Annotated in this window: 15 protein-coding genes; 3 read left to right on the forward strand and 12 right to left on the reverse strand. The window is 66.3% G+C overall.

Annotated elements, in window-relative coordinates; genetic code table 11:
• Positions 1 to 76 precede the first annotated feature (76 nt).
• From BN2156_RS13445 to BN2156_RS13455, 3 genes are all read left to right on the forward strand, one after another.
• Positions 77 to 565, forward strand: coding sequence for an allene oxide cyclase barrel-like domain-containing protein (locus BN2156_RS13445; RefSeq protein ID WP_066903863.1), 489 nt, complete (start codon positions 77 to 79; stop codon positions 563 to 565).
• Positions 562 to 1971 carry an FAD-binding oxidoreductase gene (locus BN2156_RS13450; RefSeq protein ID WP_090514531.1) on the forward strand — a complete coding sequence of 470 codons (1410 nt, stop codon included), beginning with the start codon at positions 562 to 564 and terminating at the stop codon, positions 1969 to 1971. Before BN2156_RS13445 ends, BN2156_RS13450 begins: the two co-directional genes overlap by 4 nt.
• Positions 1972 to 2114: 143 nt before the next feature.
• Positions 2115 to 3572 carry an amidase gene (locus tag BN2156_RS13455; RefSeq protein WP_090514534.1) on the forward strand — a complete coding sequence of 486 codons (1458 nt, stop codon included), beginning with the start codon at positions 2115 to 2117 and terminating at the stop codon, positions 3570 to 3572.
• A gap of 57 nt (positions 3573 to 3629) precedes the next feature.
• Here the strand turns inward: BN2156_RS13455 and BN2156_RS13460 are convergent, their stop codons facing one another.
• From BN2156_RS13460 to BN2156_RS13515, 12 genes are all read right to left on the reverse strand, one after another.
• Positions 3630 to 4421 (reverse strand): 2-keto-4-pentenoate hydratase, encoded by a 792-nt coding sequence (locus BN2156_RS13460; RefSeq protein ID WP_090514537.1) that lies wholly within the window; start codon positions 4419 to 4421, stop codon positions 3630 to 3632.
• On the reverse strand, positions 4418 to 5446 hold the full coding sequence (gene dmpG, locus BN2156_RS13465; RefSeq protein WP_090514540.1) for a 4-hydroxy-2-oxovalerate aldolase: 1029 nt from the start codon (positions 5444 to 5446) through the stop codon (positions 4418 to 4420). The genes BN2156_RS13460 and dmpG overlap by 4 nt, the downstream gene beginning before the upstream one ends.
• Positions 5443 to 6351, reverse strand: a complete 909-nt coding sequence (locus BN2156_RS13470) for an acetaldehyde dehydrogenase (acetylating) (protein ID WP_054601595.1) — start codon at positions 6349 to 6351, stop codon at positions 5443 to 5445. The genes dmpG and BN2156_RS13470 overlap by 4 nt, the downstream gene beginning before the upstream one ends.
• Positions 6348 to 7148: a 2-keto-4-pentenoate hydratase gene (locus BN2156_RS13475; protein ID WP_090514543.1), complete on the reverse strand. Its 801-nt coding sequence runs from the start codon at positions 7146 to 7148 to the stop codon at positions 6348 to 6350. The genes BN2156_RS13470 and BN2156_RS13475 overlap by 4 nt, the downstream gene beginning before the upstream one ends.
• A gap of 32 nt (positions 7149 to 7180) precedes the next feature.
• Positions 7181 to 8455: a lipase family protein gene (locus BN2156_RS13480; RefSeq protein WP_090514546.1), complete on the reverse strand. Its 1275-nt coding sequence runs from the start codon at positions 8453 to 8455 to the stop codon at positions 7181 to 7183.
• A gap of 189 nt (positions 8456 to 8644) precedes the next feature.
• Positions 8645 to 9244, reverse strand: a complete 600-nt coding sequence (locus BN2156_RS13485; RefSeq protein ID WP_003882306.1) for an NADPH-dependent FMN reductase — start codon at positions 9242 to 9244, stop codon at positions 8645 to 8647.
• Positions 9245 to 9252: 8 nt separating this feature from the next.
• On the reverse strand, positions 9253 to 10143 hold the full coding sequence (locus BN2156_RS13490) for a VOC family protein (protein ID WP_054601592.1): 891 nt from the start codon (positions 10141 to 10143) through the stop codon (positions 9253 to 9255).
• A 32-nt stretch (positions 10144 to 10175) separates the two neighbouring features.
• Entirely contained in the window at positions 10176 to 11348 is a 1173-nt protein-coding gene (locus tag BN2156_RS13495; RefSeq protein WP_090514549.1) for an acyl-CoA dehydrogenase family protein, read from the reverse strand.
• 24 nt (positions 11349 to 11372) lie between these two features.
• Positions 11373 to 11939, reverse strand: a complete 567-nt coding sequence (locus BN2156_RS13500; RefSeq protein WP_090514552.1) for an aromatic-ring-hydroxylating dioxygenase subunit beta — start codon at positions 11937 to 11939, stop codon at positions 11373 to 11375.
• A complete protein-coding gene (locus BN2156_RS13505; protein ID WP_090514555.1) occupies positions 11936 to 13261 on the reverse strand; it encodes an aromatic ring-hydroxylating oxygenase subunit alpha in 1326 nt (441 codons plus the stop codon). The genes BN2156_RS13500 and BN2156_RS13505 overlap by 4 nt, the downstream gene beginning before the upstream one ends.
• Positions 13262 to 13352: 91 nt before the next feature.
• Positions 13353 to 13685 (reverse strand): non-heme iron oxygenase ferredoxin subunit, encoded by a 333-nt coding sequence (locus BN2156_RS13510; protein ID WP_090514558.1) that lies wholly within the window; start codon positions 13683 to 13685, stop codon positions 13353 to 13355.
• Between the two features lie 14 nt (positions 13686 to 13699).
• Positions 13700 to 14941, reverse strand: coding sequence for an NAD(P)/FAD-dependent oxidoreductase (locus BN2156_RS13515; protein WP_090514561.1), 1242 nt, complete (start codon positions 14939 to 14941; stop codon positions 13700 to 13702).
• Positions 14942 to 14959: the final 18 nt, after the last annotated feature.

A 14959-nucleotide genomic window follows, 5' to 3' on the forward strand; every position in this document is an offset into this window, starting at 1 on the left:
ACCAAGCGCCCTGAAGCATTGTTAATCGAGTGCACGAGAGCACATCTGACAATTTCCTTTTTTCTGGGAGGCACATATGACGGGACGGACGAAAGCAACCATTATCGGAAGTGTCGCCGTCATAGGTGTAGCGGCGGCGGCCATCGGCACCTGGCTGGTCATCGACGCGCCCGACAGCCAGGCCAAACCAGAGCCGATCACCCTCACCCTTGAGGTGAAGAACGACCATGTGGCCAAGCACGACTTCGGTAAGCCCGGCATGGACGTCGGCGACATGGACATCTTTTCCGACATTCTCTCGGTGAACGGCAAGCAGGTCGGATACGACGGCGGCGCGTGCTTTTTCACCAATGTGACACCGGAAAAGCCGATGACCTATTGCGAACTGACCATTCAGCTCGATGAAGGTCAGATTTTCGCGCGCAGCCTGACCCCGCACACCCTTGCGCCGTTCACCATGGCGATTACCGGCGGAACCGGCGAGTACGCCGACGCGAGGGGCGAGCTGACCGTATCCGGTGTCGCGACCCCCGATGAAAAGTACGAATTGAAACTGACGAAATGACAACGGCGCGCGCGACGTTCGGTCGGCGGAACTTCTTGATCGGTGGCGGGCTGGCGATCGCCGCCGTGTCGGTGGGATGCTCCGGAAAACAGCCGGAGGGCCTGGACGGGCTCCGCTCGGCGGTGCGTGGCCGTGTCCTGTTGAGCGGCGACCCGGGCTTCGACGCCGCCCGGGCGCCGTGGAACCTGGCGGTCGACCAGTCGGTACGCGCCGTGGTGGACGTTGCCGACACCGACGACGCGGCGGCCCTGATCCGCTTCGCGCGCAATGCCGGTGTGCCGATTGCCGTGCAGCCCAACGGACACGGCGCCTCGAACGAGATGGATGGCACGATCCTGGTCCGGACCGCGGCGCTGAACGAGACCCGAGTTGACCCGTCGACCGGCACCGCGCGGGTCGGAGCAGGCGTCTCATGGGCTGACGTCCAGGCCCTCGCCAGCCCGGCGGGGCTGACCGGGGTCGCGGGCAGCGCGCCGATCGTGGGCGTCACCGGGTACCTTCTCGGCGGCGGCCTGAGCTGGTTCAGCCGCAAGTATGGCTGGGCAGCGGACAGCGTCACCGCATTCGAGGCCATCACCGCCGACGGCGACCGCGTGACCGCGACGGCCACCAGCGAGACCGACCTGTTCTGGGCCCTGCGCGGCGGTGGCGGTGACTACGCATTCGTCACCTCGGTCGAATTCGCCCTGAAACCGGCGCCGACCCTGTACGGCGGCACCATGACCTGGCCGGCCGACCGGGCAGCGGCCGTCATCTCCGCTTTCCGCGAGGTCACCGCGACAGCTCCCGAAGAACTGACCGCCTGGTGCAGTTTCACCCGGTTCCCCGGCGCGCCCGCACTGGTTCGCATCGACACCACCTACCTCGGAAAGGCCGAGGCGGCGACCGCTCTGCTGCAGCCGTTCGCCCGCATCGACGGGATGCTCTCCGACACGCGGCGGATATTGCCGGTTTCCGAACTCGGGAGAATCACCGACGAACCCACGAAACCCGCACCATCGCGCCAAGTAGCCACCCTCGTCAACGGCTTGACCGACCAGTTCATCGAGGCCCTGCTCACGCAGTCGATCGAACCGCTGATCACCGTCCAGATCCGCCACCTCGGCGGCGCGCTGCAACGTTCGTCGGGCATTCCCTCCGGGCCGGTCACCGCGCCCTACCTCGTAAGTTTCCTTGGCATGCAACCGGATCCGGGAAGCGAAGCGGCCTTGATGGCTCGCACCAATGCGTTCCTCGACACATTGGCAGCGGTGAACACCGCCAAAGTCCCGTTCAACTTCCTTGCCCCGCAACAGAATGTCGCCGACGTATTCGACGCAGGCACACTCGCGCGGCTGCGCGCGGTCAAACGCGACCGCGATCCCGATGGGGTGTTTCGGAGCAACCGCCCGATCGCCCAGGAGTGAAACAGCTTGTTTCTGAGCACTATCCGCTCGGCCGGACCGCCTGCCGGAACGCCGAGCTGGCGATCAGGATCGACTGCCGGAGATTCTGAACCGTTGTCCGGCCGGCGGTTCGACGCCGGCATCGAGGTTTCCGGGAGGTTCGCATGAATGATCTGGCATTCCGCTCAGCGGGTGAACTCGCGACTGCCATCGCGGCACAGGAGGTGTCGAGCGTCGAGCTTCTCGATTGCTACCTCACGCGCCTGGAGCAGTTCGATCCGCGGGTCAACGCGATCGTCGCGCGCGACGAGGAGAACGCGAGGGCAGCGGCGCGAGAGGCAGACCGCGCAGTCTCCCGTGGCGAAGCGCTCGGGCCGCTGCACGGCGTCCCCGTGACGATCAAGGACAGTCTCGAAGTCGCCGGCATGCGAACCACCGGTGGTTCGCACCGCTGGGGACATCACATTTCGACAACCGACGCCGAGGCCGTCACCAGGCTCAAGCAGGCCGGCGCGATCGTGTTCGGCAAGTCCAATCTGCCTGCGGACGCCCGGGACTGGCAGACCTACAACGAGGTATACGGGACGACGAACAACCCGTGGGACACAACTCGCGGTCCGGGTGGTTCATCGGGCGGTTCGGCGGCCGCGGTTGCCGCCGGCCTGACCGGGCTTGAACTCGGCGGCGACACAGCGGGCTCGATCCGGGTGCCCGCCCACTTCTGCGGGGTGTACGGACTGCGCCCGTCGTACGGGGTCGTCCCGCGGCACGGAAGCGTATCCGGCCACTCCCCTGGCTCGCTGGCGGAGTTCGACATGGCCGTGCTCGGTCCGCTGGGCAGGCACGCCGACGATCTGGACCTGGGCCTCGACGTCCTCGCCGGACCGGACCGTGACAACAGGGCGGCCTGGCGGCTGGACCTGCCGCCCTCGAGGGCACAACACCTCCGCGAGTTCCGTGTCGCGGCGTGGCTCGACGACTCCTTCTGTCCGGTCGACCGCGAGCTGGTCACCGCCATGGAGTCAGTGCTGACGGCGGTGCGGTCCGCGGGCACGGTGGTGGAGGAGCGCAAAGGGCCGGTCGGCCTTGAGGAAACGATGGCGCTCTACCGGCCACTGCTCATGGCCCAAAGCGGGTTGATCGAACCGGACGAGTCCTACGCAGCACTCGTCGAGCTCGCCACGGCAGAACGAGCAGACGGGGCGGAAACCGGATTCGCCTCGCAGATAACGGTTCGCTTCCGCGATTGGCATGGGCTCGACGAGCGTCGCCAGCAGTCACGCCGTCGCTGGGCCGAGTTCTTCGACGACTTCGACGTGCTGCTCTGCCCGGTGAGCCCGACCGCCGCCTTCCCGCACGATCAACGTCCGGATCCCGGGTGGTCGGTCCGGACCCTTCAGGTCGACGGTGAGCAACGACCGTACCGGGAGATGCTCACCTGGGTGGCGCCGGCGTCGCTCAACCATCTGCCGGCCGCGGTCGCTCCGATCGGCGCGACCCGCGATAATCTCCCGATCGGCATTCAGGTGATCGCCCCGTACCTGCACGACCGCACCGCCATCCGATTCGTCCGGTGTCTGTCCGAGGTGCTCGGTGGTTTTCGGCGCCCACCCGGATTCTGAAGCGCGACAAAGCCGGTCCTGAGCGGGTGCGGGCCCGCCCAGGACCGGCGCTCCGGACTACTCCGCGCCGAGCGTGACGGTGCCGAGGTGGGTGAACTCGGCGCTCACCTGTTGGCCGGGCCGGATGAACACCGCATCCGTCAGCCCACCGGTCAGCACCGTCCAGCCGGCCCGCAGCACGACGCCACGGCGGCCCAGCGCATTGGCGGCCAACGCGAGGGCTTCGGCCGGATGCCCCTCGACGGCTGCTCCGGTGGCGGTGTCCACCACCGCCCCGTCGACCTGCAGCACACACGCTTCCAGAGCCAGATCGAGCTCGGCCGGCCGTCGTTTGAGCCCACCGATGACGAACCGAGCCGATGACGCGTTGTCGGCGACGACATCGGGCAGGGTGAACTTGAAATCGGTGTACCTGCTGTCGATCACCTCAAGCCCCGCATACACCGCATCGACCGATTCCATCGCCTGGGCGGCGGTGATCCCCGGTCCGCTCAGCTCCCTGCCGAGGACGAAGACGATCTCGGGTTCGACCCGGGGGTGGATCAGCTCGGAGGTGTCCAGCGGCACTCCGATCGGCAGGCTCATCGCATCGGTCAACCAGGCGGTCAGCGGCGAATCCACCCCCATCCGTAGCTGTTTCGCCCGTGAGGTGAGACCCAGTTTCACCCCGACGATGTGTTGCCCGGCCGCCACCTTGCGGGCGATCAACTCGGCCTGCACGTCGTAGGCCGTGCTCAGGTCGAGACCCGGCCAGTCGGCGGTGATCGGGCCGCGGTCGGCCCGGCTGGTCTCCGCATCGAGCAACACGCTCGCGGCCGTCGAGACACTCCACTGCGTTGCGCTGGTCACGTCAGCACCTCCTCCGGACGAGCCGCGGCAAGCGACAACGCCACGTCGATGATCATGTCTTCCTGTCCTCCCACATAGCCGAGCTGGCCGACCCTGCTGAGAATCGCGTGGGCGGGAATGCCGTACTGTTCGGCCGCACGCTCAGCATGGAACAGAAACGAGTTGTACACGCCGTACCGGCCCTGGACGATCGAATTCCGGTCGCACACAGGCAGCCTCGGGATCATCGGTCGCGCGATCTCCTCCGCGACCGCGAGGATGGCGTCCGCGTCGACCCCGGTCGGCACGTTCATCCTCTCGAATGCGGTGACCAGAATCTCGATGGGCGCATTGCCTGCACCGGCACCGAGCGCACACAGCGCTCCGTCGATCTGCCGCGCTCCGGCACGGTATCCGGCGATCGAGTTGGCCACTCCCAGAGAAAGATTCTGGTGTGCGTGCACGCCCACCTGTGCGTCGGCGCCGAGTTCGGCGACCAACGCCGCGACCCGGTCCGCGAGTTCGTCGGGCATCAGGGCACCCGCGGAGTCCACGACGTACACACACTGGCACCCGGCATCTGCCATGATTCGCGCCTGTCGCGCGAGCTGTTCGGGCGACGCGCGGTGCGAGAGCATGAGGAAGCCGACTGTCTCCATGCCGAGTTCGCGCGCGGCGCCGAAGTGCTGAATGGACACATCCGCCTCGGTGCAGTGGGTGGCGATGCGGGCGATCGACGCGCCCGCGTCACACGCTGCGCGGAGATGACGCACCGTGCCCAGCCCCGGCAGTAGCAGCACCGCGATCCGGGCCCTGGTCACCGTCTCGGCGGCGGCACGGATCAACTCGAGCTCACCGGTGCCGCTGAAGCCGTAGTTGAACGACGAGCCGTCGAGCCCGTCTCCGTGGGTGACCTCGATGACCTCGACACCGGCAGCGTCCAGGCCTGCGGCCACCGCCCGGACCTGCGCCACCGAGAACTGATGCTTCACCGCATGACTGCCGTCACGAAGAGTGGTGTCGGTTAACCGAACCGGTGCGTTCATCGGGCTCCTACCTTCGAATCACCCTGACGGGCAGCGGAAATGAGTTCACCAACCCGCATGGCAGCTGCGGTCATGATGTCGAGATTGCCCGCCCATGGCGGCAGATAATCACCGTTGCCCCGGACTTCGAGGAAGATCGACACCCGCATGTTCTGGCGCCAGGCGTCCTGCGGATCCTCGAACTGAGGGTCGGCAACCAGCCGATAGCCGGGGACGTACCGCTGCACCGCTGCCACCATCTGGTGCACCGATTCGGTGATGGCGTCGCGATCCGAGTCCGGCGGTATCGCACAGAACACCGTGTCCCGCATGATCAACGGCGGCTCCACCGGGTTGAGGATGATGATCGCCTTGCCGCGGCGGGCGCCTCCGACGCTCTGCAGGGCACCCGCCGTGGTCTCGGTGAACTCGTCGATGTTGGCCCGGGTGCCCGGTCCGGCCGAGCGTGATGATATGGAGGCGACGATCTCCGCGTACGGGACGTCGACCACCCTGGAAACGGCGCGCACCATCGGAATGGTCGCCTGGCCCCCGCAGGTGATCATGTTGACGTTCTCGGCATCGAGGTTGAGGTCAAGGTTGACCACCGGGCACAGCAGCGGGCCCACCGCCGCCGGGGTCAGATCGATGGCCGTGATCCCGGCTTCCGCATATCGCGGCGCGTTGGCGATGTGCGCGGCCGCCGAGGTTGCCTCGAACACCAGATCGGGAAGTTCGTCCCGGCCGAGCAGCCAGTCGACTCCGCCGGCCGAGGCCTCGACCCCGAGCTCTCGCGCCAGCGCGAGCCCGTCGGACGCCGGGTCCACCCCCACCATGTACCGAACGTCGATGTTCTCGGCCCGCTGGAGTTTTAGCAGCAGGTCGGCGCCGATGTTTCCGGGGCCGACGATCGCGGCAGTGGTCATTGTCGTCCTTCTCCGTCAGCAGCGAAACATGCGGTTACCGAGCCGATTCCGCTGAACGAGGCGGTGACGGTCGATCCTCCGGCGACCGGCACCGCGGTGGTCAGCGAACCGGGCAGGATCACCGAACCCGCCGCCAGGGTCACGCCGAGTGGCCCCAGGGTGTTCGCCAGCCAGACGAGGGCGTTGATCGGGGAACCCAGCACCGCGGCGCCTGCTCCGGTGGTGACGGCCTGGCCGCCAGAGGACAGCACGCAGCCGGTCAGCCGGAGGTCGATGCCGCTCAGGGCAACCGGCCTCGATCCCAGTACCACACCGCCCGACGAGGCGTTGTCGGCAATGGTGTCCGGCAACGTGATTCGCCAGTCGCGGATCCGGGAATCGATGATCTCCAATGCGGGCAACAGGTACCCGACTGCGCGCAGCGCATCCACGACCGTGACGCCGGGGCCAGACAGATCCCGATCCAAGACGAACGCGATCTCCGGTTCGACTTTTGGGCTGATGAAGGCGGCGGTATCGATCGGCATCGACTCCAGATGAAACATGTCACCGAACAGGTGGCCGTAGTCCGGCTGATCGACGCCGAGTTGACGCTGCATCGCCGCCGACGTCAGGCCCACCTTGTGGCCTTTGATCACCCTGCCCTGGCTGACCCAGTGGTCGACCTGCTGCAGCTGCAGCTCATATGCCCGCGCGACGGTGAGTTCGGGCTCGCTCTCGCTCGGCGGATCGACCGGTATCCGGGTGTCGTAGGCGTCCAGTAACGCCCCTGCGATCGGTGAACTGTGTTCAGGCATCTGATGGGATATCTCCTTACTCGGCCGGCCTGTCACGCCGGGATCGCCATGCAGTTCGGCGTGGTCGGTAGGCCGTTGAATCGGTCTGCAAGCCACTGCATCCCCTGCTCTCCGTCGACGAAGTAGGGCAGCAGGTTGTTGATCGCCAGCTTGTTGAGGAACGGCGGCTGCTCGTTGGTCCAGAACTGGACGTCCGCGCCCTTCGCGCACCAGTCCAGCGCCAGCTGGCGTGCGCCGCCCCACGGTATGAACGGGTCGAACCGGTTCGAATCGATGAAGACCGGTGCCGTGGGTTTCAGGGTGCCGATCCGCTGCTCGTTCAGCACGGTTCGCAACGGCTCGGAGTTGATCAGCTCGGCGACGTCGGCGGTGAAATACTGCTGGTAGTGCCGGAATCCGAACCTCATCACGGTCTCGCCTACGCATTCGTTCTGGGTCCGGGACAGCAGGTTCACCCCCTTGTCCGTCAACACACCGGTCAGCCCGGGAACCAGCTCGGGGTACGCCGCCCCGACGCCGTTGAGCAGATAGCCCAGCCCGCCGGCGAAGATGCTGCCGTCGGCGAACGGTGGTACCAGGGCGAGGTCGGCGGCGGGGGCACCGGCCCAGGCTCCGACGACCTTGAGCTCGGGGGCATACCGTGGCGCCAGTTCCACCGCCGACGCCGATGCGGTCCCGCCTTGGCCGTATCCCCAGAACGCCACCGGGCCACCAGGTTCGAGTGAGGTGTCCGGCAGGGCGAACGCCGCCCGGGCCGCGTCGATGAGGGCGTGACCGGCATTGAGCCGCATGAACGACGGCGGGACGCCTGGTGTGCCGACCCCTTGATAGTCGGTGACCACGACGGCGAATCCCCGCGCGACCATCGTCGCGACGAACATCTCCTCGTACCCGAAGGTGAGGTCCAATCCCCCACCGTAGTGAATGCCCTGATTGAACAACCTCGACGGAGCGCACTGATCACCGATTCCATAGACGCCGGTGGCGAATGCGACCAGGGGGCGCGGGCCGCTGCCGGGCCACGGGTTGTCCGGTTCGAAGTAGGTACCGGTGACCGCGACCTGGCCGCTGCGATTGTCGGTGCTGCGGTACATGATCCGGGTTCCGGTCGCGACGTAGGCCCCGAGCTGTCCGGAGGGCTCCAGCACCAGGCGAGAAGGTTCGGAACGGATCAACTGCCCGGGCGCGCCGTCACCCAGCGGGTCCGGTGGGGTGTAGAACGCCTCGTACTGGCTTTCGTCGGCGTACGCGATCGGCAGGGCGGGGTTCGCGGACCACCCGAGGAGGCACAGCACCGCTGCCGCCATGACTTTCTTCGATGAAACTCTGGGACGGGCCGAACATGGCCGCACAGCACGATGACACAGCGCCATCGGGTCTCCTCTTCGTTGAGTGTCCTGCAGAGCGCCGGCCGGACGGCCACGCCTGAGTCAAGACAGCACCCGGTGGTGCTGACGCCGTGTCTGCCGCAACGATGGAACCGCCGAGTGCGAACCTCAGCCGGTGGTCGCGGCCAATCCGCTGGTGACCGAGGGCGCGGCGAGACTCCGCATACACACCTCACGACCGACGGTGCGCAACTGGAAACCCACCCGGTCCTCGGGCTCCTCCCCGTACGAGATACGGGTGGTGGCCGAGTTGATCGCCGCGCCAAGGGGAGTCGGCCAGCCGCGCAGGGCATGCACGATGCTGCGCAGTGTCTGCAGCGTGGTGACCGCCGCCTGCCAACCGTATGCGGTCGTGACGCAGCCGACCGACCGGCCGGACAGGTACGGGCTCGCGTCCTCGCGCAGGTCCTCGATGTAGTCGAGCGCGTTCTTGACCAGCCCCGAGACGGACCCGTGGTACCCGGGCGAGGCGATGATCACCCCGTCGGCACGCCGCAGGGATTCGACCAACCGCACCGCCTCGTCGACGTTCTCCGACTCCGGGTCGTACATCGGCAGCCGCGCGAGGTCGTCCCCGCCGAAGAGCTCGGTGCGCGCGCCGGCGGCCCTTGCCTCGTCCAGGGCGATCCGCAGTGCCGACTCCGTCGACGAGCCGCGCCGCAGTGTTCCGCCGAGCCCGACGATGTACGGTTGTGTCGCGGATTCCATCGTGGTACTCACACCATCCTCATCAATCCGTCATGGCCCCAGGCGAAACCTGGTTTGAGTGTGTAGTTCTCGGGTGTCCAGGTCTGCGGATCGACAGTCCGCGAACCCCAGCCGTATTCGAAATGCCAGCCGGACGGGTTACGGAAGTAGAACGAGAACACCCGGTCGTTGTGATGGCGGCCGGTCGACGTACTGGTGATCCCCCGATCCAGACACACGTCGTAGCTGTGACCGACATCGTCCATGGTGACCGTCTCGAACATCACGTGCTGAATGCGCCGCGGTGCCCCGGGAATGTTCATGAACGCCAGCGAGTGATGCCGGGAATTGCAGTGCAGGAACACGGCGAACGGATCGGAGTTGGGCAGGTGGGCGAAGTCGGTGACCCCGAACTCCAATACCCGGCAGTAGAACTCGGCGGCGCCGTAGAGGTCGGCGGTGTAGAGCACGACGTGGCCCATTCCCAGTTCGCCGGTGTTGAAGCCCGCGAGGTCCCTGGTCGGCCGGAACGGCGGCCGGAACACCCGCTCGTGCCCCAGCACGAGTTCCATCCTCACCTGTGAGTACGGACAGGTGAAGTGGACGAAGTCCATGACGCGCCGGTCGGCCGCCTCGTCGGGCTTGCCCGCCGTCACGGGTACGCCGGCCTCCTCCAGACGCGCGGCGGCCGATTCGAGCGCTTCCCTCGATGCCATGTCCCAGCCGATGTATGCGACATCCTCGTCGTGACCGGCTCGCACCCCGATCCGGTGATGGCGATCGTCGGCGCGCACGTACAGCAGCTTGTCGTCGCTGTCGCCGGACACCTCCATTCCCAGCACATCGGATGCGTACTTCTTCCACGCCGGGACGTCACTCGACGTCCCGACCACATAACTCAATTGGGTGACTACAGCCATGGATGATCCTTCGGGAGCGCTGTGGGCAAGACTCAGAAGACGGTTAGCTTGGGGTCGCGTTCCAGACCGAGCACCATGCGGCCGTAGTGCTGGTAGTTGGCCCGGGTGAACGACACGTGGCTCGCCATCATGTGGATGTCGCGCCACTTCTGCTGCATGGGACTGCTGTCCCGAAAGCCGGAGGTTCCGCTGAGTTTGAACAACCGATCGACCGCGTCGGTCAGCAGTTCGGCCACTCGGTCGTAGTCCCGCAGCGTGGCGGCCCGGTCCGCGAGTTCCATGCGCCCGGACACCCGCGCATCCGCGAGCACCCGCTCGACGGCCAGCTGAGCCAGCTCCAGGTCGGCCGCCGTGCGGGCGATGGCTTCCTGCACGACTTCGGATGCCGCGGTGGCGCTCCGACCGCGCGCCCACTCGACAAAGTGGTCGTAGGCATCGAGAGCGGTGCCCACCATCGGGCCCAGGAACGTCAACCCGGCGTGCAGCGCCAGGGGCTGCCGGTAGAGCGGGCCTCGGTTCACTTCACTGCCCGGACCGTCGCCGGCGACCAGAGAGGCTGCGGCAAGCGCGAATTCATCCGGAACGAACACATCGTCGATGACGATCGTCTTGCTCCCGGTCCCCCGCATGCCTGCCGCGTACCAGTCGTCGTCGATCGAATACTCACCCGGCCCGATCAGGAAGTGGTGATTCGCCGCGCGATCACTCTCCTTGATCAGCCCGCTGACGATCACCCACGAGGAATGGTCGACCCCGCTGGCGAAGCCATGCCTGCCGGTCAGCCGATAACCTCCGTCGACCTTGCGCACCGTGGCCGCGGGCGCCAGCGATGCCGCGATACAGGTGTCGGGACCGTCCGCCCACACCGCCTCCTGCGCGGCCTGCTGGAAGAACCCGACCATGTGTGCGTCATGCGGCAGCAACGCCGCACACCAGGCCGTGGACGCGCAGGCCCGGCCGAGCTCGACAGCGACCTCGTACATGGTGTCGAGCGTCAACTCGTCACCACCGAACCGTCGCGGCGCGAGCATGCGGCCGCCCAGCCCGGCGTCGATGATCTCGGTGATCGACTCGGACGGCACGCGCCGCAGATCCTCGGTGCGGGTGGACCGCTCGCGGATCGCCGGCGCCAGCGCCCGGGCACGCTCGACCAGAGCGGCGTGCAACTCGGCTTCCGAAGGTACTTGAAGTTCGGTGGCTACCATGGTTTTTCGTATCCTCTCAGCGGATCAGAACAGGACGCTCAGGTTCTTCGACTGCACGACGTTCTGATCGAGCAGAATGGTCCGGCGGGCGATCTTGAAGCCCGTGTCTGCCACCCGCAACACATCGCGACGCTCTCCTGCCCAGATATCGGTTTCGGATTCGAGCCGATTGCGGTGGACGAGGAAGTTGGACCAGACGTCGTACTCGACGGCATCACCGGAGACCTCGGACCGCGGCTGCACGATCACGTTCGTCACCAGATGCCGGCACCGGGACGGCGGGTCTTCTGCCCAGTGCGTGCCCGAGTGCATCTGGTTCACTCGCATCTGCAGTGACGAGTAGTCGTCGTAGAAGTGCGCCATCTCGATACCCTCGGGAACCTCGTCCTGCCCGCGTTGGCGGCGAAGCCGGTTCCGGCGCACCGGCATCCAGTAGAGGATGTCCTCATCGAACAACTCCAGCCAGCTGGCCCATTGCCAATGGTCGAGCAGCTGGGCCTCGCGGTAGAGGAACTGTTCGACGCGGTGTTGCAGCAGAACCTGCTCGAGCTCACCGACCTCGGTGGGTTGCACCATCTCTCCGACGCTCATCGGGCACCCGCCACATCGCTCATGGCGGCCGCGGGCACCGCGACACTGCGCTCCTCGGGCGGGATGACCGGCCAGGACTCGGTCGTCATGAACTCCAGCCAGCGTCGGTAGAAACCGCGTTGTCCGGCCTCGCCGAAGAACGAATCATGGTATTCACCGGGGAAGTCCGGGTTCTCCCGCTCGCTGCCCAGCCCCATCTCGTAGTTCCATGCCATTTTCCGGGCCTGGTAGCCCTGCTCGAGCACGCCGCCGATCATTCCCCAGTTCTCGCCGTCGTCGGTCTCGACGACACCGGCCGCACCCTCGGTGAACGATGCGGAAATCTGTTGGGCCCGACGGGCTTCCTGAGGGGCGTTTTTCTCGACGACGGTGAACGACCAGATCTCGAACTTCGTCGGCCCTTTCGGATGCCACACGCGGATGTTGGCCGAGCCGGGTAGGCCGGCGAAGTTCGGGAACGCGTTGAAGTTGGCCACCATGTCGGCGCGGTCGCCCACCCGCTCCCGCGCGATCCGCCGCTTGTTCTCGTTGTACTGCCCAAGCGGGTCGTCGGAGAACCGGGTGTGTCGCTCGAACAGGAAGCTCTCCCCGTGGCCTTCGCGCAGCGACACATGTGCGCCGTCCTTCGCGTCGAACCCGGGCCCGAAGGCCAGCAGCGAGGACAGGTGGCTGGTCGTCGCGTGGTAGGTGTCGCCGGCGAACTGCTCGGCGGCCAGTTTCCAGTTGGCGTTGATGGTCCACTTGATGGCGCCGGGCAGGATTTCGATCCCGCCCTCGGCATGGTCGACCCAGCCGTCGATGTAGAACTTCAGCGCGCCGAGGTACTCGTCGAGCGGTGGCGCCGTCGGGTCGAAGTTGCCGAAGATCAGTCCTTTGTAACTCGCGATCTGAGCGACCTGTACCAGGCCGTTGTCGCCGAGGGACAGCTTGTTGTCGTACGCGTCGTCGAGGTTCGGAACACCGACCAACTCGCCCGCACTGTCGTAGGTCCAACCGTGGTAGGTACACATGAACGACCGTGCATTTCCCTCTTCGGCCCGGCAGACCCGCATGCCCCGGTGCCGGCATACGTTCAGGAACGCCTTCACGCTGCCGTCGGGCTGCCGCGTCACGAGCACGGGATCTCCGCCCATGTAGGTGGCGAAGAAGTCGTGCGGCTTCGGGATCATGCTGTCGTGCGCGAGGAAGAGCCAGGATCGCCCGAAGATGCGCTCCTGCTCCAACCGGTAGATCTCGTCGCTGACGAAGATCTCCGGCCCGATCTTGCCTTCCTCCCAATTCACCAACGAGCGCAGATAGCCGGCATCAATAGCCACGATCATTTCCCTTCAGTTCACATTCGAGGACTGTTGTTGAGCTAATCAGCATGCGAAATGCCAGTCGATGCAACCGTTCTGGACGCCGGAACGTCACTCAGCCGGTTACGTCCACGTACACCACGTCATCGATCACCTGGACCGAATAGGTCGCGAGCGGTTGGACCGCAGGCGGCGCGGTGACAGCGCCGGTGCGCACACAGAACTTGGCGAAATGCCAGCCACATTCGACCTGGCCGTTCTCGATGAAGCCCTCGTCGGCCAGCGACGACCTGTCGTGTGTACACCAGTCGGCGGTCGCGTAGAACGAGCCGTCGATGTTGTACACCGCGATCGGTGGATCGACATCGACCCGTTTCACGTTGCCCGGCGCCAGGTCTCCGACCGGACACACCCGGAGCAGGTGTTCGGACTCTGCCATTGCCGTCATTGCCGATTCCTCCCTCACTGTTGCCCCGCGGGTGTCGCGACGTCGTCGATCGAGCGCAGATCGACGGCCGGGTCGGACAGCAAGGCCGGCTCCGGCCTGGCCCGCCGGTCGATCAGGCTCATCGCCATCCGGACCTCCCGCCGCTGGTTCACCCCGACGGCTCCGACCAACACACTGTCCCGCAGGTGAAATGCCGTGAATTGCATGGATTCCGGGCTGCCGCGCCATACGACGTGATCTTCCGGATGCAGCCGCCCGGCCACCTGGATGTTCGTCTGGCCCTGATCCGACCAGAACCACGGCAGGTCGCGGTAGGGTTCCCGCCGTCCCACCATCGAACGCGCGGCGGCGATGCCCTGATTCTGTGCGTTCTGCCAGTGTTCCAACCGGATTCGTCCGGAGTCGTAGTTGCATGGGGAGCTCGCCACGTCACCCGCGGCATACACACCGGGCACCGAGGTCTCACAGAACTCGTCGACCACGATGCCGTTGTCGACTTCGATACCGGAATTGACCGCCACATCGACCGCCGGCGCCACGCCGACCCCGACGACCACCAGGTCAGCCTCGATGTGCGTCCCGTTGTCCATCGTGACCCGCCGTACCCGATGGTCGCCTTCGACGGCGGTCACCTTGGCACCGGTCACCATGCGCACGCCCTGTTCGACGTGGAAACGCACCAGGCACTGGGCGATTCGCTCCGGCAGCACCCGGCCGAGCACCACATCGCTTCGTTCGAGCACGGTCACCTGGTTGCCGAGCTGCAGCGCCGATGCGGCCAGTTCGATGCCGATCAGCCCGCCCCCGAGGATCACCACGGCAGCACCGGCGCGCATCCGGTCACGGATCGCGATCGCGTCGTCGACCGTCCGCAGGAAGTGCACGCCGTCGAGGTCGAGTCCCGGGATCTCCGGACGACGCGGGGTCGTACCGGTACACAGCAACACCTTGTCGGCCTGGATCGACACTCCGTCGTGCAACTCGACCCGGCGGCCGTGCGTGTCGATCCGCCGCGCCCGCGCCCCGAGCAGGAGTTCGATGTCGTTGCGGGAATAGAAGTCCGACTTGTGGAGCAACGTATCGCCCGGGTCCTTCGAGCCAAGGATCACCTCTTTCGACAGCGGCGGCCGATCGTAGGGCAGGTGGTACTCGGCACCGACCAGGATGATGCGGCCATCGAATCCCTCGTTGCGCATTGCCTCTACCGCACGCGCCCCGGCCAGACTCGCGCCGACGACCACGTAGGTCTCCGTCATCGGGATGCTCCCGTCGGC

The sequence above is a fragment of the Mycolicibacterium neworleansense genome, from assembly GCF_001245615.1.
Classification (GTDB): domain Bacteria; phylum Actinomycetota; class Actinomycetes; order Mycobacteriales; family Mycobacteriaceae; genus Mycobacterium; species Mycobacterium neworleansense.

Excerpts from the sequence above, each read along its gene's own strand:
- BN2156_RS13495 (WP_090514549.1), bottom strand. The coding sequence starts at position 11,348 with ATGGTAGCCACCGAACTTCAAGTACCTTCGGAAGCCGAGTTGCACGCC.
- BN2156_RS13470 (WP_054601595.1), bottom strand. The coding sequence starts at position 6,351 with ATGACCACTGCCGCGATCGTCGGCCCCGGAAACATCGGCGCCGACCTG.
- BN2156_RS13505 (WP_090514555.1), bottom strand. The coding sequence starts at position 13,261 with ATGATCGTGGCTATTGATGCCGGCTATCTGCGCTCGTTGGTGAATTGG.
- BN2156_RS13515 (WP_090514561.1), bottom strand. The coding sequence starts at position 14,941 with ATGACGGAGACCTACGTGGTCGTCGGCGCGAGTCTGGCCGGGGCGCGT.
- BN2156_RS13475 (WP_090514543.1), bottom strand. The coding sequence starts at position 7,148 with ATGCCTGAACACAGTTCACCGATCGCAGGGGCGTTACTGGACGCCTAC.
- BN2156_RS13480 (WP_090514546.1), bottom strand. The coding sequence starts at position 8,455 with ATGGCGGCAGCGGTGCTGTGCCTCCTCGGGTGGTCCGCGAACCCCGCC.
- BN2156_RS13450 (WP_090514531.1), top strand. The coding sequence starts at position 562 with ATGACAACGGCGCGCGCGACGTTCGGTCGGCGGAACTTCTTGATCGGT.
- BN2156_RS13485 (WP_003882306.1), bottom strand. The coding sequence starts at position 9,244 with ATGGAATCCGCGACACAACCGTACATCGTCGGGCTCGGCGGAACACTG.
- BN2156_RS13490 (WP_054601592.1), bottom strand. The coding sequence starts at position 10,143 with ATGGCTGTAGTCACCCAATTGAGTTATGTGGTCGGGACGTCGAGTGAC.
- BN2156_RS13510 (WP_090514558.1), bottom strand. The coding sequence starts at position 13,685 with ATGACGGCAATGGCAGAGTCCGAACACCTGCTCCGGGTGTGTCCGGTC.
- dmpG (WP_090514540.1), bottom strand. The coding sequence starts at position 5,446 with ATGAACGCACCGGTTCGGTTAACCGACACCACTCTTCGTGACGGCAGT.
- BN2156_RS13455 (WP_090514534.1), top strand. The coding sequence starts at position 2,115 with ATGAATGATCTGGCATTCCGCTCAGCGGGTGAACTCGCGACTGCCATC.
- BN2156_RS13445 (WP_066903863.1), top strand. The coding sequence starts at position 77 with ATGACGGGACGGACGAAAGCAACCATTATCGGAAGTGTCGCCGTCATA.
- BN2156_RS13500 (WP_090514552.1), bottom strand. The coding sequence starts at position 11,939 with ATGAGCGTCGGAGAGATGGTGCAACCCACCGAGGTCGGTGAGCTCGAG.